Source organism: Pseudomonas sp. PDM20 (assembly GCF_014852575.3).
Taxonomy (GTDB): Bacteria; Pseudomonadota; Gammaproteobacteria; order Pseudomonadales; family Pseudomonadaceae; genus Pseudomonas.
In genome coordinates, this window is the sequence record NZ_CM181224.1 from 5,001,121 (window position 1) to 5,024,906 (window position 23,786).

The 23,786-nt window shown below is 65.9% G+C and carries 21 protein-coding genes; 8 read left to right on the forward strand and 13 right to left on the reverse strand.

The features are described from left to right. Window position 1: 1 nt before the first annotated feature. Window positions 2-904, reverse strand: coding sequence for a LysR family transcriptional regulator (locus IB261_RS23015; RefSeq protein WP_192381071.1), 903 nt, complete (start codon window positions 902-904; stop codon window positions 2-4). Window positions 905-1,007: 103 nt separating this feature from the next. Here IB261_RS23015 and IB261_RS23020 point away from each other — a divergent pair, with 103 nt between their 5' ends. Continuing rightward, window positions 1,008-2,192 carry an MFS transporter gene (locus IB261_RS23020; protein WP_192381070.1) on the forward strand — a complete coding sequence of 395 codons (1,185 nt, stop codon included), beginning with the start codon at window positions 1,008-1,010 and terminating at the stop codon, window positions 2,190-2,192. An 87-nt stretch (window positions 2,193-2,279) separates the two neighbouring features. Next, a complete protein-coding gene (locus IB261_RS23025) occupies window positions 2,280-3,323 on the forward strand; it encodes an acyltransferase family protein (protein WP_081515848.1) in 1,044 nt (347 codons plus the stop codon). On the opposite strand, the gene IB261_RS23030 is transcribed toward IB261_RS23025, so the two are convergent. Next, window positions 3,305-4,369 carry a GGDEF domain-containing protein gene (locus tag IB261_RS23030; protein WP_081515850.1) on the reverse strand — a complete coding sequence of 355 codons (1,065 nt, stop codon included), beginning with the start codon at window positions 4,367-4,369 and terminating at the stop codon, window positions 3,305-3,307. The genes IB261_RS23025 and IB261_RS23030 overlap by 19 nt on opposite strands. A gap of 175 nt (window positions 4,370-4,544) precedes the next feature. On the opposite strand from IB261_RS23030, the gene IB261_RS23035 reads away from it, so the two are divergent. Beyond that, entirely contained in the window at window positions 4,545-4,964 is a 420-nt protein-coding gene (locus IB261_RS23035; RefSeq protein ID WP_081515852.1) for a 3-isopropylmalate dehydratase, read from the forward strand. A 19-nt stretch (window positions 4,965-4,983) separates the two neighbouring features. On the opposite strand, the gene IB261_RS23040 is transcribed toward IB261_RS23035, so the two are convergent. After that, on the reverse strand, window positions 4,984-5,421 hold the full coding sequence (locus IB261_RS23040) for an HIT family protein (RefSeq protein WP_192381069.1): 438 nt from the start codon (window positions 5,419-5,421) through the stop codon (window positions 4,984-4,986). Between the two features lie 154 nt (window positions 5,422-5,575). On the opposite strand from IB261_RS23040, the gene IB261_RS23045 reads away from it, so the two are divergent. Further along, complete coding sequence (locus IB261_RS23045) at window positions 5,576-6,280, forward strand: glutathione S-transferase N-terminal domain-containing protein (protein WP_081515856.1); 705 nt, start codon at window positions 5,576-5,578, stop codon at window positions 6,278-6,280. Between the two features lie 78 nt (window positions 6,281-6,358). Here the strand turns inward: IB261_RS23045 and hrpA are convergent, their stop codons facing one another. The 3 genes from hrpA to fadD1 all read right to left on the reverse strand — a co-directional run bounded on the left by hrpA (window position 6,359) and on the right by fadD1 (window position 13,997). Beyond that, complete coding sequence (hrpA, locus tag IB261_RS23050; protein WP_192381068.1) at window positions 6,359-10,378, reverse strand: ATP-dependent RNA helicase HrpA; 4,020 nt, start codon at window positions 10,376-10,378, stop codon at window positions 6,359-6,361. A 163-nt stretch (window positions 10,379-10,541) separates the two neighbouring features. Further along, the gene (gene ctpM / locus IB261_RS23055; protein WP_494515519.1) at window positions 10,542-12,272 is read right to left on the reverse strand and encodes a methyl-accepting chemotaxis protein CtpM; all 1,731 of its coding nucleotides are present in this window, start codon (window positions 12,270-12,272) and stop codon (window positions 10,542-10,544) included. 39 nt (window positions 12,273-12,311) lie between these two features. After that, window positions 12,312-13,997 (reverse strand): long-chain-fatty-acid--CoA ligase FadD1, encoded by a 1,686-nt coding sequence (fadD1, locus tag IB261_RS23060; RefSeq protein ID WP_192381067.1) that lies wholly within the window; start codon window positions 13,995-13,997, stop codon window positions 12,312-12,314. Window positions 13,998-14,441: 444 nt separating this feature from the next. Between fadD1 and IB261_RS23065 the strand changes: the two genes are divergently transcribed. After that, a complete protein-coding gene (locus tag IB261_RS23065) occupies window positions 14,442-14,678 on the forward strand; it encodes an HP1242/YdcH family protein (protein WP_017522197.1) in 237 nt (78 codons plus the stop codon). A gap of 75 nt (window positions 14,679-14,753) precedes the next feature. Here IB261_RS23065 and fadD2 read toward each other — a convergent pair whose 3' ends face one another. Next, window positions 14,754-16,442 carry a long-chain-fatty-acid--CoA ligase FadD2 gene (gene fadD2 / locus IB261_RS23070; protein ID WP_081515859.1) on the reverse strand — a complete coding sequence of 563 codons (1,689 nt, stop codon included), beginning with the start codon at window positions 16,440-16,442 and terminating at the stop codon, window positions 14,754-14,756. A gap of 306 nt (window positions 16,443-16,748) precedes the next feature. Here fadD2 and IB261_RS23075 point away from each other — a divergent pair, with 306 nt between their 5' ends. From IB261_RS23075 to IB261_RS23085, 3 genes are all read left to right on the forward strand, one after another. After that, the gene (locus tag IB261_RS23075) at window positions 16,749-17,702 is read left to right on the forward strand and encodes an alpha/beta hydrolase (protein ID WP_192381066.1); all 954 of its coding nucleotides are present in this window, start codon (window positions 16,749-16,751) and stop codon (window positions 17,700-17,702) included. After that, window positions 17,699-18,169 carry a MaoC family dehydratase gene (locus tag IB261_RS23080; protein ID WP_192381065.1) on the forward strand — a complete coding sequence of 157 codons (471 nt, stop codon included), beginning with the start codon at window positions 17,699-17,701 and terminating at the stop codon, window positions 18,167-18,169. Before IB261_RS23075 ends, IB261_RS23080 begins: the two co-directional genes overlap by 4 nt. Before the next feature lie 142 nt (window positions 18,170-18,311). Then, the gene (locus IB261_RS23085) at window positions 18,312-19,487 is read left to right on the forward strand and encodes an MFS transporter (protein ID WP_192381064.1); all 1,176 of its coding nucleotides are present in this window, start codon (window positions 18,312-18,314) and stop codon (window positions 19,485-19,487) included. Here IB261_RS23085 and IB261_RS23090 read toward each other — a convergent pair. The 6 genes from IB261_RS23090 to IB261_RS23115 all read right to left on the reverse strand — a co-directional run bounded on the left by IB261_RS23090 (window position 19,471) and on the right by IB261_RS23115 (window position 23,777). Further along, on the reverse strand, window positions 19,471-20,325 hold the full coding sequence (locus IB261_RS23090) for an efflux RND transporter periplasmic adaptor subunit (RefSeq protein ID WP_192224026.1): 855 nt from the start codon (window positions 20,323-20,325) through the stop codon (window positions 19,471-19,473). The two genes, IB261_RS23085 and IB261_RS23090, sit on opposite strands and share 17 nt — an antisense overlap. Window positions 20,326-20,338: 13 nt before the next feature. Further along, the gene (locus IB261_RS23095) at window positions 20,339-20,548 is read right to left on the reverse strand and encodes a DUF1656 domain-containing protein (RefSeq protein ID WP_037010214.1); all 210 of its coding nucleotides are present in this window, start codon (window positions 20,546-20,548) and stop codon (window positions 20,339-20,341) included. After that, window positions 20,535-22,523 carry an FUSC family protein gene (locus IB261_RS23100; RefSeq protein ID WP_192381063.1) on the reverse strand — a complete coding sequence of 663 codons (1,989 nt, stop codon included), beginning with the start codon at window positions 22,521-22,523 and terminating at the stop codon, window positions 20,535-20,537. The genes IB261_RS23095 and IB261_RS23100 overlap by 14 nt, the downstream gene beginning before the upstream one ends. Window positions 22,524-22,705: 182 nt before the next feature. Beyond that, on the reverse strand, window positions 22,706-22,816 hold the full coding sequence (gene ccoM / locus IB261_RS23105; RefSeq protein WP_277873429.1) for a cytochrome c oxidase subunit CcoM: 111 nt from the start codon (window positions 22,814-22,816) through the stop codon (window positions 22,706-22,708). A 203-nt stretch (window positions 22,817-23,019) separates the two neighbouring features. Then, window positions 23,020-23,181, reverse strand: coding sequence for a hypothetical protein (locus IB261_RS23110; RefSeq protein WP_088419735.1), 162 nt, complete (start codon window positions 23,179-23,181; stop codon window positions 23,020-23,022). Continuing rightward, entirely contained in the window at window positions 23,178-23,777 is a 600-nt protein-coding gene (locus tag IB261_RS23115; RefSeq protein WP_192381062.1) for an alpha-ketoglutarate-dependent dioxygenase AlkB family protein, read from the reverse strand. Before IB261_RS23115 ends, IB261_RS23110 begins: the two co-directional genes overlap by 4 nt. Window positions 23,778-23,786: the final 9 nt, after the last annotated feature.

Sequence of the window (23,786 nt, forward strand, 5' to 3'; positions counted from 1 at the left end):
GTCAGTCGATGCGCACGTGCTCGGCGAGGAAGTCGAGCACCGCGCGCACCCGCGCCGGCAGGTGGCCCGGCTTGCCCAGGTAGAGCGCGTGCATGGGTTTGCGGTCGCCAGGATTGAAGTCCTCCAGCACCGCCACCAGCCGTCCGGCAGCGATATCCTCGCGTACCTGGAATTCTGCCAGCCGCGCCAGCCCCAGCCCGGCCAGCGCCAGATGACGCACGCTGTCGCCGTCGCTGGCCAGCAGGTTGCCGCTGGGCTCGGGGGCATCCGCCGGCTTGTCCAGGAATGGCCAGTCCGGCTCGACACGCCGGTAGCTGAAACCCACGCAGTTGTGCTCGCCCAGCTCGCGCGGATGCTGCGGCGCAGGGTGCCGCGCCAGATACTCGGGCGCGGCGACTATCTTGTGTCCGGACTCCCCCAGCGAACGCGCCACCAACCGCGAGTCCCGCAGTGGGCCGCTGCGCACGGCGACATCAGCACGCACTTCCAGCAGGTCCACCACTTCATCGGTCAGTTGCAGGTCGAGACTGACGCCCGGATAGCGCTCGAAGAACAGCGGCAGCGCCGGGATGAGGAACTGCCGGCCCACCGGCAGGTTGCAACTGATGCGCACCCTGCCCTGCGGCTCGGCACTGACCGAAGCCTCGCGCTCGGCTTCATCCAGATCGGCAAGGATGCGCAGGCTGCGCTCGTAGAACGCCGAGCCTTCAGCCGTGAGCTGCTGACGTCGGGTGGAGCGGTTGAACAGCCGCGCGCCGAGACGATCCTCCAGGCGCGCCACCAGCTTGCTCACCGCCGAGGGCGTCATCCCGCACTGCTGCGCAGCGGCAGTGAAGCCACCGGTTTCCACCACACGGATGAAGACTTCCATTTCGCCGAAGCGATTGACGTCGGGGCGGGCCATCTTGAATTCAATTCACAGGTGATTTGCTTATAGGCAGTCTATATCAGCAATACGCACGGGGATAAGGTGGCGAGCATTCTTCGAATCGTCCGGGAGAGCCCACGTGCCCATTGCCTTGTATGCCTTGACCGCCGGTGCCTTTGGCATCGGCGTTACCGAATTCGTGATCATGGGATTACTGCTGGAAGTCGGTCATGACTTCGGCGTTTCCATCTCCGCCGCCGGCCTGCTGATCTCCGGCTACGCGCTGGGCGTGGTGCTCGGAGCGCCGCTGCTCACTGCCCTCACCGCGCGCTGGCCGCAGCGCCGTACCCTGCTCGGGCTGATGGTGATCTTCACCCTCGGCAACCTGGCCTGTGCCGTGGCTCCGGACTACACCACGCTGATGGCGGCCCGGGTGCTGACCTCCTTCGCCCACGGCACCTTCTTCGGCGTCGGCTCGGTGGTCGCCACCAGCCTGGTACCGGCCGAACGCCGCGCCTCGGCCATCGCCCTGATGTTCACCGGCCTCACCGTCGCCACCATCCTCGGCGTGCCGCTGGGCACCTGGCTCGGCCAACTCTACGGCTGGCGCGCAGCCTTCTGGGTGGTGACCGGCATCGGCCTGCTTGCCCTGGCGATCCTGGCGATCTACTTGCCACGCCACGGCGCACCGCCCGCCGCCGGCAACCTGCGCGACGACTTCCGAGTATTGAAGCGCCCGGCCGTGCTGCTCGGCCTGCTGACCACCGTGCTCGGCTTCGGCGGGGTGTTCACCGTGTTCAGCTATGTGTCGCCGCTGTTGACCCGTCTCTCCGGTTTCTCCGAAAGCGCCGTGTCGCCCGTGCTGCTGGTGTTCGGCGGCGGCCTGGTGCTGGGCAACCTGCTCGGCGGCAAGCTCGCTGATCGCAAACTGGTTCCGGCCCTGCTGGGCAGCCTGGTGGCACTGGCGGTGGTCATGGGCCTGATGAGCTTCGCGTTGCAGAACCAGGTCGCCGTGGTCCTCTTCATCGCGCTGCTCGGCGCCGCCGGTTTCGCCACCGTGCCGCCACTGCAGATGTGGGTGCTGGAGAAGGCCCACGGCGCCGGCCAGAGCGTCGCGGCCAGCTTCAACATCGCCGCCTTCAACCTGGGTAACGCCCTGGGTGCCTGGCTTGGCGGCATGACCATCGACCACGGCCCCGGCCTCGCCGCGCTGCCCTGGGTCGGCGCCATGCTGCCGGTGGCAGCCATCATCACGGCGTTGCTGTGCCTGCGTCTGGAACGTGAACCGGCGATGCCGGCCGCGACCGTCCAGCAGGCCCGGTGAACGATCGGCGACACCTGACTGTCGAGGAAAGGGGCGCGCAAAGTCGCGCCCCTTTCTTTTATCCACCGACGGAGGACTCGCCCACCCATGCTGGTTTCGCTTCAGGCACTGCGGGCACTGGCCGCCTGGCTGGTGGTGTTCCATCACTTCATGCAAGTGTTCTTCGACTTCCGCGCCGACAGCCTCGGCGGCAAGCTCCTCTCCACCCGCGGCCAGGTCGGGGTGGACATCTTCTTCGTCCTCAGCGGCTTCGTGATCCACCTCTCCAGCGCCGGCCGGCCGATGTCGCCAGTGACCTTCCTGGTCCAGCGCCTGGCCCGTGTCGCCCCGGCCTACTGGCTGTACACGGCGATCACCGCCCTGATCATCTATGCCTTCGCCGACGTGATGCCGATCTACGGCGTCGGCGGCAAATCGCTGCTGCTCTCGCTGCTGTTCATCCCCAGCGAAAACCCCGGTGGTTTCGGTCTGTACCCGGTGCTGCCGGTGGGCTGGACGCTGAATTTCGAGATGCTTTTCTACGGCCTGTTCGCCCTCTCCTTCCTGGTCGCCGAGCGCTGGCGCCCCTGGCTGGTGACCGCGCTGGTGCTGCTGGTGGCGCAAGTGCTGGCGCGCGAACCCTGGCTCAGCAACTTCTACCGAAATCCGATCATCTTCGAGTTTCTCCTCGGCCTGGGCCTGGCGGCGCTGTACCGGCGCGGCTGGCTGAACCTGCCCCGGCCGCTGGCCCTGCTGATGGCTGCCGTGGCGGTGACGACCATCGCGGCGTTCCCCGCCGATCATCCCTGGCGCCTGCTGACCTGGGGCCTGCCTGCCGCCACGCTGCTGGCCGCGTGTGTGGCACTGGAGCCGCTGTTCGAGCGCAGCAAAGTGCTGCATGCGCTGGGCGACTGGTCCTATTCGGTGTACCTGCTGCACGTGATCGTGCTCTGGCTGGCCGCCTACTGGCTGCATGAGCGGCTGGGCCTGACGCCCTATCAGACGCTGAGCGTCGCCGTACCGGCGATCCTGCTGCTGTCCTGGCTGAGCTACGAATGGGTGGAACGGAAGATGGCGCGCCAGGTGCGCACGGCCTATGCGCGCCTCACCGAGCCGCTGGCGGCGAAGCGGACTCAGGCCGGGTCGCTGTAGACCAGCCGATTGCGCCCCTCGGCCTTGCCGCGATACAAGCGGCGGTCGGTGCAGCGGTAGAGTTCATCGGCATCCAGACCGTCGCCCGGCCACTCGGCGAGGCCGAAGGTGGCGGAAATCTCGATGCGCTCCCCGTGGTACATCAGCGGCGCCTCGTCGATGTCGCGGCGCAGGGATTCCACCAGCGGCTTGGCGTCGAAGCGATCGGTGAAGGGCAGCAGCAGGCCGAACTCCTCGCCGCCCAGCCGGCCGATCAGGTCGGTGGCGCGCAGGCGGTGGCGCAGGCGGTTGCACAGGTGCTGCAAGGCCTTGTCGCCGGCATCGTGACCCCACTGGTCGTTGATGTTCTTGAAGTGATCGACATCCAGCACTACCAGCACCAGCCGCGTCTCGTAGCGGGCCGCCTCCTGGATGCATCGCCTCAGCGCACGCTGGAAGCTCTCGCGGCTGGCCACGCCGGTCAGCGCATCGGTCAGCGCCAGGTGCCGCAGTTGCTTGTAGGCGGCAGCGCGGCGCTCTTCATAGACGTGCATGAAGGCAATCACCAGCACGCCACAGAAGATGCCGTTGCCGATATCGATCAGCCCCGGTGCATCCAGGCGCAGGTGGTTCGCATGCAGGTACATCAGCGTGGCGATCAGCATGAACGGCACGGCGAGCAGGAAGCCACGCCACTTGCCCAGCAGCAGGTAGGCCATCACCGGCATCAGATAGACCCAGACGAAGGCCGAGGCCGAGGCGTTGGGCATGACGATGATGTAGAGGATGAAACAGAAGGTCGGCAACAGGTAGGCGATGATCCACGGCACCAGCCGACGCACACGCTGCAGCCGGTGCGCCGCCCACAGCAGCAGCCCGCAGGTGACCAGTTCGGCGCCAGCCAGCCAGAGATTGCCGGCGAGGTACTGCAGGATCGAGAACAACCCCAGGGTCGCCCCGGTGCAACCGAAGATCAGCCGCATCAGCAGGCGATGGTCTGCCTCCTCCAGCCCGGTAGGTCCGGCACTGGAGTCGAACAGATGGTCGGGATCGCTGTTGCGGTGCATCAGCCCTGCTCCTTGGCTCGACCGCCCGGCGGATCGGCCTGAATGGCGGCAATCGGGCACTCCAGCCCGAATCACATGTGCTGAAGACTACTCCAATTTCCTACGGTGCGTAGCCCAGCCGACGGAAACCGGTCGGATGGGCTAGCCTAGGCTGCATTGTCCATGGAGGAAGTCTATGCGTTCGATCCTTGCCGTCCTGTCCCTGCTCGCGCTTTCCGGCTGTGCTTCGTACCAGAGCGATGAAGTCCAACCCGTCCCCACTGACCGCCTGCTGGCCTACCAGCAACCGGGCAAGGACAGCGTCAAGGTCGATGTCACCCGCGACGTGGGCTACATCGGCGGCGGCTGCTTCGTCGCCCTCACCATCGACCATGAAATCGCCGCGCGCATCGGCAAGGGTGAGTCGGCCAGCTTCCACGTACCGGTGGGCAAGCACGTGGTCGGCATCATCGGCGACAAGGACGGCGACGGCCTGTGCAGCAAGGCCATGCTGCGCCGTGAACTGCTGGTGCCGCTCGAGCCGGGCGGCAACAACGCCTTCCGCATCGTCAGCGACAACCGCACCGGTTTCGACATCAAGCCGGCAGTCGAGTAACCGCCGGCACAGGTGCGCCTCAGCCGTTCAGGCGGGCAACGAGGCGCGCCTGCAGCTTCTCCAGCTCCGCCGTATCGGCCTTGTTCGCCGCGTGGATCCCCAGGCCCTCGCCGGCATAGCGGGGGACGATGTGCACGTGGATGTGGAACACCGTCTGCCCGGCCGGCGCGCCGTTGAACTGGGCGACCTGCACGCCATCGGGGTTGAGCTCTTCGACGATCACACCGGTCAGGCGCTGCACCACGCGCATTACCTTGGCCAACGCATCGGGGTCGACTTCGAGGATGTTGCGCGCCGGAGAATGCTTCGGAATCACCAGGGCGTGGCCGTAGGACTGCGGGAACAGATCGAGGAAGGCAAGCACGTCGTCGTCCTCGTACAGCTTGAAGCAGGGAGCCTCGCCGCGAATGATCTGGGCGAAGATGTTCTGCGGATCGTAAGTGCCTTGCAGGCTCATGCTGGGTTCCTTGTCTGGTGACCGCATCGGGGGCCGGTTGCTTGTCTATGGGCCCGCACCATACCGGTTTGTCGCGCGCGGGTCATGACCGTGGCCACGCAGAGGGCTATCCTGAGGGCCGACTCAAGATCCCGCTCACCTGACCGGAGTATGCATGTCAGACCTTTCCGCGTTCCCCATCACCCGCAAATGGCCCGCCGAACACCCTGACCACCTGCAGCTGTACTCGCTGCCCACGCCCAACGGCGTGAAGGTATCGATCATGCTGGAAGAGCTTGGCCTGCCCTACGAGCCGCACCTGGTCAGCTTCGAGCGCAACGACCAGATGTCCCCGGAATTTCTCTCGCTGAACCCGAACAACAAGATCCCGGCGATCCTCGACCCCAACGGCCCGGACGGAAAACCCCTGGCGCTGTTCGAGTCCGGCGCGATCCTGGTCTACCTCGCCGACAAGACCGACTCGCTGATCGCCCCCGGCGCCAGCGGCCGCTATGAAACCCTGCAATGGCTGATGTTCCAGATGGGCGGGATCGGCCCGATGTTCGGCCAGATCGGCTTCTTCAACAAATTCGCCGGCAAGGACTACGAGGACAAGCGCCCGCTGCAGCGCTACGTGGACGAGTCCAAGCGCCTGCTGGCCGTACTCGACCGCCACCTCGAAGGCCGCGACTGGATCATGGGCGAACGCTACACCATCGCCGACATCGCCACGTTCCCGTGGATTCGCAACCTGGTCGGCTTCTATGAAGCAGGCGACCTGGTGGGCTTCGACCACTTCCAGAACGTGAAGCGTGTGCTGGAGAAATTCCTCGCACGGCCGGCGGTACAGCGCGGGCTGAACATCCCCAAGCGCGACTGACCTCGGAATATTTCCTGCAGGAGCGGGCCATGCGCGCGAATCGCGGGCATGGCCCGCTCCTACAGGCGACTCCGCAGCTCAAGCCTCGACCTGGCTCCACTGCTTCGACAGGCGCTTGTCCGACACCGGCACCTTCGTCCCCAGTTGCTGGGCGAACAGCGAGACGCGGTATTCCTCCAGCATCCAGCGGTACATCACCAGTTCCGGGTCGCGCTTGCCTTCCTGGGCATGCTTGGCCACGCGCGCCGAGTACTGCTCCCAGTAACCGGCCATCTCGCCACTCCACACGCGGTCGCGCTGGACCTGACCGGCGACCTTGTCCAGACGTTGCTCGATCGCTTTCAGGTAGCGCGGGTATTCCTTCAGCCATTCCAGCGGCGTGTCGCGGACGAAGCCGGGGTAGACCAGCTTGGCCAACTGCCCCTTCACATCGTTCAGCGGCACCGTCATGGCGAGGTCGACCTTGCCCTTGAAGCGCTTCTGCAGGCCATGCCAGAGCTTGAGGATTTCCAGGGTCAAGCGGGCGATGCGCTCGGCGTGCTCGGTCCAGGCGCCTCGCTTCTTCTCGGCCAGCGACGCAAGCCCGGCGCCATCGCGCGGCAGGTTGCTTTCGCCGTCGAGAATGGCGCTGTCCAGGCTGGCCAGCAGGATGTCCTCCACCAGTGACTCGACGCGGCCCAGCTCGCGGTAGAGCAGGCCCATGTCGGTCTGCCCCGGCAGCTTGCTACGCAGGAACTTGGCCGGCTCCGCGAGCTGCTGCAGGAGCAGGCGCTGCAGGGCGCGGCGGTGCTGGTAGTCGGCCTCGGCCTGGGTCGGGAAACGGTTTTCCTTCACCACGCCGGCCTCTTCCACCAGCGCCGGGTAGACCGTCATCGACAGCCCGGCAACCTTCTGCTGGAGCTTCTCCGCGACTTCGCCAAAGCCCTTGGCCTCCACCGGCTTCTGCGGCTTGTCCGCCTGCGGGATCGCCAGCGCAGCCTGGCTGGCCTCGGCGAAGCGCGCGGTGAGTTCAACGAGGTCGCGGCCTTCGCCGAGGAACTTGCCACGGGCGTCGACCACTTCGATGTTCATCCGCAGGTGGCTTTCCACCTGGGTCTCGGCCTCCGCCCAGGCTTCTTCCGGTACGCGGCTGCCGGTCATGCGCTGCAGCTCGCGGCCCAGGGATTCGGACAACCCGCCCTCGGCGAAGACCATCTTGCCCAGCGCGGCGCGGACGAAGTCCGGCACCGGCACGAAGTTCTTGCGGATCGCCTTCGGCAGGCTGCGCACCAGCTCGATGCACTTGGCCTCCAGCAGCCCCGGCACCAGCCACTCCAGGCGTTCGGCGGGCAACTGCGGCAGCAGCGGCGCCGGCACGCGCACGGTCACGCCGTCACGCACGTGGCCCGGCTCGAAGTGATAGGTGAGCGGCAGCTGCAGGTCGCCCAGGCGCAGGCGGTCCGGGTAGAGGCCGGCGGTGACTTCGCTGGCGTCACGGGCGAGGACGTCCTCCTCGCGCATGATCAGCAGGTCCGGCTGCTGCTTGTGCTCGCGTTCGTACCACTTCTCGAAGCTGGCGGACTGGTAGATGTCCGCCGGCAAGCGCTCGTCGTAGTAGGCGAACAGGGTTTCCTCGTCGGCCAGGATGTCGCGCCGGCGCGCCTTGGCCTCCAGCTCGTCGAGCTTCTCCAGCAACTGGCGGTTGGCCGACAGGCACTTGGCGCGGCTGTTGATCTCGCCGCGTACCAGCGCCTCGCGGATGAACATCTCGCGGGACACCGGCGCATCGATCGGGCCGTAGTTCACCGGGCGGCGACCGATGATGATCAGGCCGTAGAGGGTGACCTGCTCGTAGGCCACCACCTGGCCACGGCGTTTTTCCCAGTGCGGCTCCAGGTAGTTCTTCTTCACCAGGTGCCCGGCCAGCGGCTCCAGCCAGTCCGGCTCGATCTTCGCCACCATGCGGGCGAACAGCTTGGTGGTTTCCACCAGCTCGGCGGCCATGATCCATTGCGGCTTCTTGCGACCGATCACGCTGGAGGGGTGAATCCAGAAGCGCCGCTGGCGCGCGCCGAGGTAGTCGCCCTCCTCCGCCTTCTGGCCGATCTGGCTGAGCAGGCCGGAGAGGATCGCCTTGTGCACGGCGGCGTAGTCGATGTCACGGGCCTTCGGCTCGTCCGCCTTGGCGACCGGCTGACGGCCACGGTTGTCGTGCTGCGTGGCCTGCGCGCGAGCGGGCTCGCTCTTGCGCTGGGCGCCGTCAGATTTGGAGCCGAAGGGCAGCTGCAGTTCGCGGCAGATCAGCGTCAGCTGGCGGTGCGCATCGCGCCATTCGCGAAGGCGCAGGTAATTCAGGAAGTTCTTCCGGCACCAGTTGCGCAGCGGGTTGGAGCCCAGCGCCTGGCGCTGCTCCTCGAAGCCGCGCCAGAGGTTGATCAGCGCCGCGAAGTCCGAGTCCGGGTCCTTCCACTGCGCGTGGGCCTGGTCGGCGGCCTGCTGGCGGTCCATCGGCCGCTCGCGCGGGTCCTGCACGGACAGCGCGCTGGCCACGGTGAGCACTTCGGGCAGGCTGCCCAGTTGCGCCGCTTCCAGCAGCATGCGCCCCAGCCGTGGGTCGATGGGCAGGCGCGCCAGCTGGCGGCCCAGCGGCGTCAGCTGGCCCTCGCGGTTCACTGCCGAGAGTTCCTGCAGCAGGGTGAAGCCGTCGTTGATCGCCTTGCCATCCGGCGGCTCGATGAAGGGGAAGGCCTCGATGTCGCCCAGGCGCAGGTGGAGCATCTGCAGGATCACCGCCGCGAGGTTGGTGCGCAGGATTTCCGGATCGGTGAAGGCCGGGCGGCCGTTGAAATCTTCCTCGCTGTACAGGCGCACGCAGATGCCCGGCTCGACCCGGCCGCAACGGCCCTTGCGCTGGTTGGCGCTGGCCTGCGAGACGGCTTCGATGGGCAGGCGCTGGACCTTGGCGCGGTAGCTGTAGCGGCTGATCCGCGCGGTGCCGCTGTCGATCACATAGCGGATGCCCGGTACCGTCAGCGAGGTTTCCGCGACGTTGGTGGCGAGCACGATCTTGCGCCCCGGCATGGGCGCGAAGATCTTCTGCTGCTCGGCCGGTGTCAGCCGCGCATAGAGCGGCAGCACTTCGGTGTGGCGCAGGTTGGCCTTGCGCAGCATGTCGGCGGCGTCGCGAATCTCGCGCTCACCGGGGAGGAACACCAGCACGTCGCCGGGGCGCTTGCCGATTTCGCGCTCGTGGGCGGCGATCTCGTCCAGCGCGCGGAGGATGCCCTGGTCCACGGAGAGGTCGTCGAACAGCGCTTCGCCGTCCTCGTCTACTTCCGCCGCCAGCGGGCGGTACCAGGTGTCCACCGGGTAGGTGCGCCCCGAGACCTCGACGATGGGCGCATCGCCAAAGTGTTTGGAGAAGCGTTCCAGGTCGATGGTCGCCGACGTGATGATCAGCTTCAGGTCCGGCCGGCGGTGCAGCAGGGTCTTCAGGAAGCCGAGCAGGAAGTCGATGTTCAGGCTGCGTTCGTGGGCTTCGTCGACAATGATCGTGTCGTAGCGCTCGAGGTAACGGTCATGCTGGGTCTCGGCCAGCAGGATGCCGTCGGTCATCAGCTTGATCAGCGTGCTGTCGTCGCTCTGGTCCTCGAAACGCACCTGGTAGCCGACCAGCGAACCCAGCGGCGTACCGATCTCCTCGGCAACGCGGGTCGCCACGCTGCGCGCGGCGAGCCGGCGCGGCTGGGTGTGGCCGATCAGGCCATGGGTGCCACGGCCCAGCTCCAGGCAGATCTTCGGCAGCTGGGTGGTCTTGCCCGAGCCGGTCTCGCCGGCGATCACCACCACCTGGCTCTTTTCCAGCGCGGCCTTGATCTCGTCGCGCTTGGCGGCGATGGGCAGGCTGTCGTCGTAGCGGATCTTCGGGATGCTCGCACGACGTGCCTCGGCCTTGGCGCAGGAGGCCTGGAAGCGCTCGGCCCACTGGGCGAGCTTGGCCTCGTCGGGGTGCTTGCGCAGTTCGTGGAGCTGCCGGCGCAGGCGATGGCGGTCGCGGATCATCGCGTGATCCATGCGCTGCAGGAGCTGTTCGGGGGTCGGCGTACTGTCTGTGGTCATCGGCTTCGCGGGCATCAGGCGGGAGCGGCGCGAGCAGGTGCGGAGCCGGTCCCTGGAATGGGCTGTCATGGCGACAATTCGGGAATTGTCGCAAAAGACCGGCACGGGCCGCCAATCCGATTGCTTGGCGACCCGGATTGACGGGGCATTGCGCCCCGCCGGATCAGATGCGGAACTGGCCTACCAGTTGGCGCAGGCGCTCGCCGAGGCCGTTCAGCTCGGTCGCGGTACGCGCGCCCTTGGCGGCGTCGTCCGCCACGCTGTCCACGCCGCCGGCGATCTGGTGCACGCTGCGGTTGATCTCCTCGGCCACCGCAGTCTGCTCCTCGGCGGCGCTGGCGATCTGCGCGTTCATCGAGTTGATGGTGCCGATCAGCTGGGCGATGGCGTCCAGCGACTGGCCGGCCTGGTTGGCCTGGCCACGGGTGCGCTCGGCCATGTCGCTGGCGCGCTGCATGGCACTCACCGAGCCTTCCGTGGTGCCGCGCAGGCGGTCGATCATCTGCTGGATTTCCCCGGTGCTCTGCTGGGTGCGGCTGGCCAGGGCGCGGACTTCGTCGGCGACCACGGCGAAACCACGTCCGGCCTCGCCGGCACGGGCCGCTTCGATGGCGGCGTTGAGTGCCAGCAGGTTGGTCTGCTCGGCAATGGAGCGGATCACTTCCAGCACGCCGACAATGCCCTGAACGTCCTGGCGCAGGGTGTCGAGGGAGTCGCTGCTGCTGCGCACCTCGCCCGCCAGGTCGTTGATCTGCGCGACGCACAGGTCCACTTCTCGCTTGGCCGCCTGGCCTTCACGGTCGGTCTGCTGTGCCGCGTCGGCCGCCTGCTGCGCGCTGCGCGCCACTTCCTGGGCGGCGGCGGTCATCTCGTTGATGGCGGTGGCGACCTGGTCGGTCTCGTGGCGCTGGCCATCCATCGCGCGTTCGGAGCGCTGCGCCTGCTGGGCCACGTCGCCCACCAGCCCGGACAACTGCTGTGTGGTACCGGCGACCTGCTGGACCAGTACATGGATCTTCTCGACGAAACGGTTGAACGAGCCGGCCAGCTCGCCCAGCTCGTCATGGCGACCGAGGTTCAGGCGGTGAGTCAGGTTGCCGTCTCCGGCGGCCATGTCGTCGAGGTTGTTGCGCACCTGCACGATAGGCTGGACGATGGTGCGGCTGAACAGCCCGGCGAGCACGCCGATCACCACCAGCAGCGCCAGCGCCGCGCCGCCCATGAGCAGCAGCAGGTTGTCGATCTTGGCGTCGAAGGCGGCGCCGGCCTCCTTCACTTCACGCTCGACGTCGTCGAGGTTCAGCGAGGTGCCGAACACCAAATTCCACTTGGGCAGGAAGTGGGCATAGCCGATCTTCGGCACGATGGCGTTGCCGCCCGGCAGCGTGAAGCTGTAGCGCACGTAATGCTGGCCACTCTGACCCGCCGCCACCAGCTCGCGGATGGCGTAGACGCCATTGGGATCGCGATAGGTGCTGAAGTCCTCGCCCAGACGCTCGTCGCTGGTGCCCTGGAAGACGCGCACGGAGCGGGTGTCGTAGCCCCAGAAGTAGCCGCCCTTGCCGTACTCGAGGCGCTTGAGGATCGCGATGCCCTGTTCGCGCGCCTGGGCATCACCCTGAGTGGCGGCCTGGTAGACCGGGCCGACGGCGGCCAGCGCCACGTCGACGAAGTTCTTCAACTGGGCTTCGCGGTCCTGGGTGAGGTTCTCGCGGATCTGCGCTTCCTGCTGGCTCGCCAGCTGCTTCAGGGCAACAGTGGAAATGGCGCACAACAGCAGGGTCAGGAGGAGGATCGGCACGATGGCCAGGAGCAGGACCTTGGCGCGCAAACGGAGGGCAGTGTTCAAGGCGTTCACCTCAGGCAGATAAGGGACATGGCTTCCTTGCCCCATCAAAAAACCCGCCTTGCGGCGGGTTTCTTGTATATCGGCTTAAGCCCTGATCTTCTTGAGCTCTTCGTCGCGCAATTCGCGGCGCAGGATCTTGCCGACGTTGGTGGTCGGCAGGCTGTCGCGGAACTCCACGGACTTGGGACGCTTGTAACCGGTGAGGTTGTCGTGCATGTGCTGCATGACTTGCTCCTTGGTCAGGGTGACGCCCGGCTTGGACACCACGAAGACCTTGATCGCCTCGCCGGACTTCTCGTCCGGGATGCCGATGGCGGCGCACTGCAGCACGCCCGGCAGGGTGGCGAGCACGTCTTCCAGCTCGTTGGGGTACACGTTGAAGCCCGACACCAGGATCATGTCCTTCTTGCGGTCGACGATACGCATGTAGCCGTCTTCCTGGATGATCGCGATATCGCCGGTACGCAGCCAGCCGTCCTTGTCGAGGATCTCGTCGGTGGCCTCCTGGCGCTGCCAGTAGCCCTTCATCACCTGCGGGCCCTTGACGCACAGCTCGCCACGCTCGCCCAGCGGCAGGTCCTGGCCGTCATCGCTGATGACCTTGCACAGGGTCGACGGAACCGGGATGCCGATGGTGCCGATCTGGATGTTCTGGAACGGGTTCACCGACACCACCGGGCTGGTTTCGGTCATGCCGTAACCTTCACAGATGGCGCAGCCGGTAACGTCCTTCCAGCGCTCGGCAGCGGCCTGTTGCAGGGCCATGCCGCCGGAGAGGGTCAGCTTCAGTGCGGAGAAGTCCAGCTTGCGGAAGCCTTCGTTGTTGCACAGGCCGACGAACAGGGTGTTCAGGCCGACGAAGCCGGTGAACTTCCACTGCGAGAGTTCCTTGACCATGCTGGCCAGGTCGCGCGGGTTGGTCACCAGGATGTTGTGGTTGCCGGTGAGCATCATCGCCATGCAATGGAAGGTGAAGGCGTAGATGTGGTACAGCGGCAGCGGGGTGATGAGGATCTCGCAACCTTCGTTGAGGTTGGCGCCCATCAGTGCCTTGCACTGCAGCATGTTGGCGACCAGGTTGCGGTGGGTCAGCATCGCGCCCTTGGCCACGCCGGTGGTGCCACCGGTGTACTGCAGCACGGCGACGTCGTCGTTGTGCGGCGAGACTTCCTTCACCGCCTTGCCACGGCCCTTGGCCAGGACATCGGTGAGTTTCTGCGCATTGGGGATGTTGTAGGCCGGAACCATCTTCTTGATGTTCCTGACCACGAAATTGACGATGAAGCGCTTGAGCGGCGGCAGCATGTCACCCACTTCGGTGACGATGACGTTGCGGATGCCGGTCTTGGGCAGCACTTCCTCGGCCAGGTGCGCCATGTTCGCCAGGCACACCAGCGCCTTGGCGCCGGAGTCGTTGAACTGGTGCTCCATTTCCCGCGCGGTGTACAGCGGGTTGGTGTTGACCACGACCAGGCCGGCGCGCATGGCGCCGAAGACCACGACCGGGTACTGGAGCACGTTGGGCAGCTGCACGGCGATGCGGTCGCCGGGCTTGAGATCGGTGTTCTGTTGCAGGTAGGCGGCGAAGTCCCCGGAGAGCTTGTACATCTCACCGTAGGTCAGGGTCTTGCCCAGGTTGCTGAAGGCAGGCTTGTCTGCAAAACGTTGGCAGGATTCTTTGAGTACCGCGAGGATGTTCGGGTACTGGTCAGCGTTGATCTCGGCAGCGATCCCCACTGGGTATTTGTCCTTCCAGAAATTGTCGGTCATGGAAGCCCACTCCTAAGCAACAGCTCATCTTTACCGCGTTCGCGGTTCTTTGTTGTGTTTATGTCGCTTTCCCCTGCTCGGGGAGCGAAAAGCGGGCCGAGATTAGCAGCTTTGAGAAACAGCGACCAGCACCAAACACAGCCTTGCCAGTAAGAAAAATGACCAGAGACAGGCTTTCCGGTCACCAACGTTCCACTCGTCGGAAAAGCCCGTGCCAGAAGGCTCGCAGCCTTGTTGGATTGTCCGACAAAGTGGATTTCAGAGAAATGAAACCGGAAAAAAGAACGGAAAGTGCTCCTCGGACCAGTTGCCGCGACAGGGTATATCGTCGGAGTTCGATCAGGCGATTTCGCACAGCTCCACGCGGCGTCTTCAATGATCTGCCTCAACACTCTCCGGGTCGGGATCTCGCAAAGTGCTGGTGCACTCTCCTGGAGAACCCTCATGTTTCCCGAATACCGCGAAAAGATTACCCGCCTGAAAGCCGAAGACCCGCATTTCGCCAAGCTCTTCCATAGCCACAACGATCTCGACCAGGAGATCAAGAACATGGAAGCCGGCATCACCCCTGCCTCCCACGACACCATCGAGGCGCTGAAGAAGCAGAAGCTGCAGCTCAAGGACGACCTCTACGAGATCCTCCGCAAGAAGGAAGGTTGCTGTGGCGGCTGCGGCGGTTGACCAGCCCAGGCTGACAACCGGCAATAAAAAAGGGGGCTGATTCAGGATCAGCCCCCTTTTTCATTCACGCTCGCTTCAGGCGGTTTCGCGCAGCTCGCGGCGCAGGATCTTGCCCACCGGGGTCATCGGCAGGGCGTCCTTGAGCACGATGTGCTTGGGCACCTTGTAGCCGGTGAAGTTTTCCTTGCAGTAGGCCTTGAGCTCCTCGACGGTCACACCGCCCTCGCGGGCCACCACGAACAGCTTCACCGCCTCGCCGGACTTCTCGTCCGGCACGCCGACGGCCGCGCAGTTGGCGACTTTCGGGTGGGCCATGACCACGTCCTCGATCTCGTTGGGATAGACGTTGAAGCCGGAGACGATGATCAGGTCCTTCTTGCGGTCGACGATGCGGGTGAAACCGTCCGGATCGATCACCGCGATGTCGCCGGTGCGCAGCCAGCCTTCGGCGTCCAGCACCTCGGCGGTGGCGTCCGGGCGCTGCCAGTAGCCTTTCATGACCTGCGGGCCCTTCACGCACAGCTCGCCGCGCTCGCCCAGACCGACGTCGTTGCCGTCGTCGTCGATGACTTTCAGCGCGGTGCCCGGCACCGGCAGGCCGACGGTGCCCAGGCGCGCGGCATCACCGTAGGGGTTGGTGCTGACCACCGGGGAAGTTTCGGTGAGGCCGTAGCCTTCCACCACGGTGCAACCGGTAGTGGCTTTCCAGCGCTCGGCGGTGGCGGTGACCAGCGCGGTGCCGCCGGAGTTGGTGACCTTCAGGTTGGAGAAGTCCAGTTCCTTGAACTCCGGGCGATCCATCAGCGCGACGAACAGGGTGTTCAGGCCCAGCAGCGCGGAGAAGCGCCACTTCTTCAGCTCCTTGATGAAGCCGGGAATGTCGCGCGGGTTGCTGATCAGCACGTTGTGGTTGCCGTTGACCATCATGCACATGCAGTTCGCGGTGAAGGCATAGATGTGGTACAGCGGCAGCGGCGCGATCATCACCTCGTTGCCGACCTGCATCAGCGGCTTGCCGTCCGGGCCGTGCTGCTGCAGGCAGGCGTGCACCTGCTGCATGTTCGCCACCAGGTTGCCGTGGGTGAGCATGGCGCCCTTGGCCACGCCGGTGGTGCCGCCGGTGTACTGCAGCACCGCGATGTCTTCCAGGCCGACCTTGACCGGCTGCAGGCCATGGCCGCGGCCCTGGCGCAGGGCGGCCTTGAAGGAGACGGCCTGGGGCAGGTTGTACTCCGGCACCATCTTCTTCACGTGCTTGACCACGGTGTTGACCAGCAGGCCCTTGAGCGCGGGCTGCAGGTCGCCCATCTGCGCCTCGATCAGGTATTCGATGCCGGTATCGGGCAGCACTTCCTGCACCAGCTTGCCGAACAGGTTCACGTAGACCAGCGCACGGGCGCCGGAATCCTTGAACTGGTGGCGCATTTCGCGGGCGGTGTAGAGCGGGTTGGTGTTGACCACGATGAGGCCGGCGCGCAGGGCGCCGAACACGGCGATGGGGTATTGCAGGATGTTCGGCATCTGCACGGCGATGCGGTCGCCGGGCTTGAGGTCGGTGTGCTTCTGCAGGTAGGCGCCGAAGGCGGCGGACAGGCGGTCCAGCTCGGCGTAGGTCAGGGTCACGCCCATGTTGCTGAAGGCCGGACGGTCGGCGAATTTCTTGCAGGAGCGCTCGAAGACTTCCACCACCGATTTGTAGGCGGTCAGGTCAATGTCGCTGGGCACGCCGGCCGGGCGTTTGTCGTTCCAGAAATCAGGTTGCATTTATTCTTGTCCTCATACCTGAGCGAAACCGAACCGTCATTGCGGTCATTCGACGGAAGCTAGCAGTTCCTTTGGTCATCGCAAAGACTCCAGGCGGCGTCATAGACTGCGTGAATCTTGCGCCACCATCCCGGCATGGCGCGGGATAGAGCCGACGGCCGCCTAGGACGGGACTTACACGACAATAGCCGGGTGCTGTCGGCAATCCATACAGAAGATGTCCCGGCGTGGCAGAATCGCCCCGTCTGGCCCGCTCCATGGCCCCATTCCAATAAGAATCGACGAACAAGAAACAGGATGGACCCCATGCCCTACGCCGCCTACTGGCTTGCCGCCAGCGACGAGACCCCGCTCTACACCCGCCACTGGGCGCCGGAAGGCCCGTCCCGCGGCGCCCTGATGCTGTCCCACGGCATGGCCGAGCACGCCGGCCGCTACGAGCGCCTGGGGCTTGCGCTGAACGCAGCCGGCTACCACCTCTACGCCATCGACCAGCGCGGCCATGGCCGCACCGCCGAGAACGGCGAATTGGGCCACTACGCCGACCGCGGCGGCTGGGGCAAGGTGATCGGCGACTTGCACACGCTGAACCAGCATGTGCGCGAGGAACACCCGGACCTGCCGATCATCCTGCTCGGCCACAGCATGGGCAGCTACATCGGCAGCGCCTATCTGATGCAGCACAGCGCCAGCGTGAAGGCGGCGGTGCTGTCCGGCTCCAACTACCAGCCAGTGGCGCTGTACAACAGCGCCCGCGTGATCGCCCGCTTCGAGCGCTGGCGCCAGGGCCCGCTGGGGCGCAGCGCGCTGATCGACTTCCTGTCCTTCGGCTCGTTCAACAAGGCCTTCAAACCCAACCGCACGGCCTTTGACTGGCTCAGCCGCGACCCCGTTGAAGTCGACAAATACGTCGCCGATCCGCTCTGCGGCTTCCGCTGCAGCAACCAGCTATGGGTGGACCTGCTCGGCGGTCTGGCGGATATAACGCCCGTCGAGCACCTGTCGCGCATCCGCAGCGACCTGCCGGTGATGGTGATCGGCGGCGAGTGCGACCCCGTGAGCCAGGGCAAGCGCCTGAACGATCTCGCCCAGGCGATGACCCGGGCCGGGGTTCGTGACGTCCAACTGAAGATTTATCCCGACGCTCGCCACGAGTTGTTCAACGAGAGCAACCGCGACGAGGTCACCCGCAACCTGATCGACTGGCTGGCGGCGCACTGCCCCGTCCCGCAGGTCGAGAGAACCGAGGAGCCCCTATGACTTCCGTACAGAACGTCCCTTACGAAGAACTCGAAGTCGGCCAGAAGGCCAACTTCCAGCGCAGCGTCACCGAGCGTGACATCCAGCTGTTCGCCGAGGTCTCCGGCGACCGCAACCCGGTACACCTGGACGCCGAGTACGCCGCCACCACCCAGTTCAAGGAGCGCATCGCCCACGGCATGCTCACCGGGGCACTGATCAGCGCGGCGATCGCCACCACCCTGCCCGGCCCGGGCACCATCTACCTCGGCCAGAACCTGAGCTTCACCCGCCCGGTGAAGCTCGGCGACGAACTGACAGTAGAACTTGAAGTGCTGGAAAAGCTGCCGAAGAACCGCGTGCGCATCAGCACTACCGTGGTCAACCAGGACGGCAAGGCGGTGGTCAAAGGCGAGGCCGAAGTCATGGCGCCGACCGAGAAGCTCAACATCGAACTGCCCGCCCTGCCGCCGATCACCATCGGCTGAGGCGCGTTCCGGGGCCGGCCATCCGGCCCCGGAAACTTGTATACAGTTTCCTGCTCGACTACCCTGCCCCCGTCACACCACATCCACTTGGGATAACCGAAGGCTTCGTGCCCGAAACCCCTCACCGGGAATCGGAGCCGCCATGGACCTTCGACTGCTGTTGCTGTCCCTCTGCACCTTCGCCGCGGGCCTCGCCGAGGCCATCCTCACCGGCATCCTGCCCTCGCTCGCCGCCGACCTGCACGTCTCCCTCAGCCTCGCCGGGCAGCTCACCAGCCTGTTCTCCCTGAGCTTCGCCATCGCCGCGCCGTTGCTCGGCTGGCTCACCCGTGGCGCCGACTGCCGTCGGCTGCTGGTCATCACCCTGCTGGTATTCGCCGCGTTCAACGCGGGCGCTGCGCTGAGTCCCGGCTATGTTTCGCTGCTGCTGATGCGCATCGGCATGGCCGCCTGCTGCGGGCTGCTGATCATGCAGGCCAGCCTGCTGGCGGTGGAGCTGGCGCCGCCGGCCCAGCGCGGGCGCGCCATCGGCCTGATCTTCATGGGCATCAGCGGTTCGCTGGTGTTCGGCGTGCCGGCCGGCGTGCTGGTCAATGACTGGTTCGGCTGGCGCTGGATCTTCGCCGCCATCGCCTTCTACTCGCTGCCGCTGGCCGCGCTGCTGCGGATCGCCCTGCCCCGCCGCACACTGGGTAGCCCGGCCAATGGCGCGGCCTACCGGCGCCAGTTGCGCAATCCGGCGCTGAACCTGGCACAACTGGTATCGATCCTGCTGCTGGGCGGGCACTTCACCCTGTTCGCCTACATCACCCCGTGGTTCCAGCAGGTTGCCGGGATCACCGACAGCCAGGGCATCGCGCTCACGCTGCTGCTGATCGGCCTGGCGGCCATCGGTGGCGGCTATCTGGGCGGTTGGCTGAGCGATCGCCTCGGCCATCGCCGCGCGCTGCTGCTGGTACCGGTGCTGTTCGGCCTGGCGATGCTGGCGATCCCGCTGAGCCTCGGCCGCCCGTGGCTGCTGCTTAGCGCACTGATGGTCTGGAGCACCATCAGCTGGATGATCTCGCCGGCGGTGCAGAGCTACCTGCTGGCCAGCGACCCGGCCAGCGGCAGTGCCGGGGTGGCACTGAACACTTCGGCGATGCACCTGGGCGTGGCCCTCGGCGCGGCGCTGGGCGGTGCGGTGATCAGCCTGGCCGGCATCGCCTGGACGCCCTGGGTGGGCGTCTCGCTGGTCACTGCGTCGATCTTCTGCGCGGCCTTGTCCTGCTGGCTCCAGCGCGAGCGGGCAAGCGCCCCGCTCACGGTTTTACGGTGACGCTGGCGGTCATGCCGGCGCTCAGGTGTACGCCCTCGGGCACCTTGTCGAGGTGGATACGCACCGGGATGCGCTGGGCCAGGCGCACCCAGTTGAAGGTCGGTTCGACGTTGGCCAGCAACTGGCTGTCGGGAATCGCGTTGCGGTCGGTAATGCCGCTGCTGATGCTTTCCACGGTGCCGTCGATGGCGATGTCGCCACTCATCAGCACCACCCGCGCCGGCTGGCCGATGCGAATGCCGGGCAGCTTGGTTTCCTCGAAGTAGGCGGTGACATAGAAGGACTTCTGGTCCACCAGCGCCATCATTGCCTGGCCGGCCTGCACATAGTTGCCCTGGGCCAGCCGCAGGTTGGTGATCTGCCCGTCGCGCGGGGCGCGCATCTCGCTGCGGGTCAGGTTCAGTTGCGCCAGGCGCACCTGGGCCTGTGCCTCGTCGTACTCGCTCTTGGCGATGGAAGCGTTGATCTGCGCGGTCTCCTTGTCCTCCGCGCTGATCGCCGCGATGCCCAGCTTGCTGCGCCGCGAAGCCTCGCTCACGCGCAGCAGGTACTGCTGGTGCCGGGTCTCGGCCAGGGCCTTGGCCTGCTCGAGGTTCGCCGCGTAGCGCTCGTGGTCGATGCGCATGATCAGGTCGCCGGCCTTGACCTGCTGGTTGTCCTGCACGGCGAGGTCGGTGACCCAGCCGGAGACGTCCGGTGCAATCACCACGACGTCGGCACGCACGCGCGCATCGCGGGTCCACGGCGACAGCATGTAGTAACGCCACAGCCAGGTGCCGGCCAGGACGGCGGCAATGACCAGGACGATGGTGACGATTACGCGAAGGTATCCGCGCATACAGCTTCTCCTCTCAAGGCGCTGCGCTGAGCGCCCAGGTGATGGCGCAGAGAATCAGCACGAACAACGCGCAGTCGAACAGCGCCTCGTGCCAGATCCAGCGCCCGAAGGGGGTGGCCTGCAGCAGCAGGCGCAATACGACCGTCAGGCCCAGCGCAAGCACCGCATAGATGAACAGCGGGCTGAGGAACACCCCGCCCCAGCCGAACTCATGCAGTCCCATCGGCGTCCTCCAGACGGCACCACTGGCGCCAGGTATGGCGCAATTGCGCCAGCGCGGCACGGGCCAGGCGGTTGGGTTCGTTGTCGCCCTGCAGGTCATGCGCAAGGGCTTCCTCCAGCGGCGGGCAGAGGCTCTCCAGGCGCTGCTCACGCCCGTCTCCGGGCCCTTTCTCGAGTACGCTGCCCAGCGCGCCGAGGAACTGGTCACGGCGCTTGCGCAACTGCCCCTGGGCGCCGCTGAGGCAGGAGCGCAGGTGGATCAGTTCATTGCCCAGATCGAGCGCCAGCAGACCATCCTGCCAGCGCCGCTGCTCCTCCTTCGGCAACAGGGTGTAGTGCCGCGCCAGGCGGATCAGGCGGTCCGCCATGCGCCCACCGAACCAGCTCTCGGCTTCGGCCAGCGGCCGCCGGGTCAGGCGCCCGAGGTCTTCGCAGGTGGCCTGGATCAACCGCCGGTTGAGCCAGTCCGCCGGCAGGGTGAGCAGACGGAACACCAGTACGGCGAAACCCACGCCGATGACGATGCCCTGCGCCGAATTGAGCAGGTTGGCCAGGTCGTACTTCATCACGTTGCTCGGCGCCACCAGGGTGATGAAGTGGATCGAAAAGGACGTCGCCGTACCCGCCAGCGCCGGCGTGGCCATGCCCAGCAGCGCAAAGAACAGCGGCACGCCCAGCGCCAGGCAGAGCAGCGGAAAGCCGTTCCACTGTGGCAGCAGCCATTGGCTGACGATGGCGGCCGCCGGAATCGCGTAGAGGATGCCGCGCAGGAAGCCCAGGCCGATGGTGACGGCGTTGTCGCGGTTGGCGAACAGGCTGCAGATCACCGCCGCCAGCAGCATGCCGCCGGTAGCCGCCGGCCAGGCGGTGGCCATCCAGAAGGCCGACATGCCCAGCAGCGCCAGCGCGCTGCGCAGGCCATAGAACAGCGCCATGAGCCAGTCGCGGTGCCAGGACAAGGTGCCGGTGGCGACATCGTCCACCCGCCCGTCTGCCACCGCGCGCATGGTCTTCTCCGAATTCAGCGCCTTGAGCAGCAGCAGCGCGCAACGGGTCAGGCAGTAGCGCAGGTCGTTGGAGTAGCTTTCGTCCAGGCCGGCATCCTGCAACCGCTCCTGCAGCGAGCGCATGGCGTCGACCTGCGGGTCCTCCAGGGTGGCGCGCAGTTCCTCGAACCAGGGTTGCAGGCGCGCGCGGTCCTCGGCATCCAGCACGCTGCGCTGGCGGGCCACTCCACGCGCAGTGCGCAGCAGGCTGAGCAGGTCGCGGGAAAGAATCCGCAGCGCACGCGAACGCATCCGCCCGCGGTAACCCTCGAACCAGGCGTGGTCACGCTGCACATCGACTTCGACGATCTTGCCCAGCGCCTGCAACAGGCCCTTGATCTGCCTCGCGTCGGCATCGATCTCGCTGCGCGCGGCCTGCATGCCGGTGAGCCAGGTAGCGTAGGCCTGCTTGTCCAGGTTGGCCTCGACGCGTCGCGGCCAGAGGATGGCACTGACTGCCGAGGCGCAGAGAATCCCCAGGCAGATTTCCGTACTGCGCGCCACGGCCTGGTCGAAGACGTCCAGCGGGTGGCTGATTGCAGGCAGGCCGATGATCGCCACGGTGTAGCCCGATAGTACGAAGGCGTAGGAAACGTGGTTGCGCAGGGAGGTGGAGGCAGCGGTACAGAGGCCGAGCCAGAGCGAAATGGCCAGCAGGAACAGCCAGGGCGTCTGGGCGAACAGCGCGAGCATCACCACCGACATGACCGTGCCGATCAGGGTCCCGATCAGGCGGAAGATGCCCTTGGCCACGACCATGCCCGACAACGGCTGGGACACGATGAACACCGTCATCAGCGCCCACTGCGGCTGCTCCAGGTCGAAACGGAAGGCGCACCAGAGCGCCAGGCCGCCGGCCAGGAGGGTCTTGATCGCGAATTTCAGCGCCAGCGTATCCGGCGCGAGGAATGCCTGTAGCGTAGGTCGCACGCGGTCTCTCGAAAGGGTCCGGATCTATCGCTTAAAGATAGTCGGCAACGGGGATGACGGGATCGTTGTCGATAATATTATTAGCAAGCTAACAATATGTCATCCCGACTTTCGTCGAGGCAAAAAAAACGGGCGACCTAAGTCGCCCGAAGTGCCTTGCGTGCTCTGTGTATCCGTAAGGATCAGCCCTTCTTGTGGCTGTCCTTCCAGATGAAAATTCCGACCCCACCGAAGAACAGAACCATGAGGCCAACGGTAAGGACGCCTGCGAGAACCACTTCGTCGATGAACATGATGCTGGCCTCCTGTTGCCTACATCGTCTGGGGATGTGTGCAGATTACCGGCGGCCGGGCGGGACCAATTGACCTGGATCAATGGTCGACAGGGCGCTTTGCGGGGAGGGCCGGAGCACTGACGCAGGTCAAGTTCCGGAGGGTGTCGGGTGCGGCGGGAAGCCGCGCAGAGCGGGGCCTTGCGGCCCTGGGAGGGGGTAAATCAGCGTTTCTTCGGCTTGCTCTTGCCCTTCTTGCGCGGCTTGCCCAGCGGCAGCGCCTGCTCGAAGGCCTTGCGCACGTCCTGCAGACGCTTTTCGTGCACGTCGTGGATGCGCTTGTCGCGCTCGGCGGTGAAGTCGATCAGCTTGTCGTCGTTGCTCATGGCAGGGCATGCACCAGGCGGAAAGTCAGATTCAGGCGCGGAGCAACCGGACGGCGCGTCTTGGCAACCTGATGTTGCCAATAATGCTGTGTCGCGCCGGACATGACCAGCAGCGATCCGCCGGACAACTCGATGGAGTGTTCGATTGTGTTTCGCCCCTTGCGCCGCAGATCGAAGCGCCGCGTACCGCCAAGGTTCAGCGAGGCCACCACCGGGTTGCGCCCCAGTTCCGGCTCGTCGTCGCTGTGCCAGCCCATGGAGTCCTGGCCGTCGCGGTAGTAGTTGAGCAGCACGCCGTTGAAACGCTGGCCGGCGGCCTGTTCCACCGCCGAGCGGATTTCCGCCAGCAGCGGTGTCCAGGGCAGCGGCGCGTGGGTCTGGCCGGAATAGGTATAGAAAGCCTCGGAATCGCCGTACCAGTTGACCAGGCGCGGCACCGGGTAATCGCGCCCGTGCAGGTGCACGACGGTCTGTTCCCAGGGCGTCTGTTCGAGCAATTGCTCCAGCCACTGGGCCGCGCGCGACGGCGGGCACCAGTCGGGGACCAGGCGCAGTTCGGCATCGGGGAGAAGGATCGGGGCGTCGTCGAACAGCATGGAAAGCTC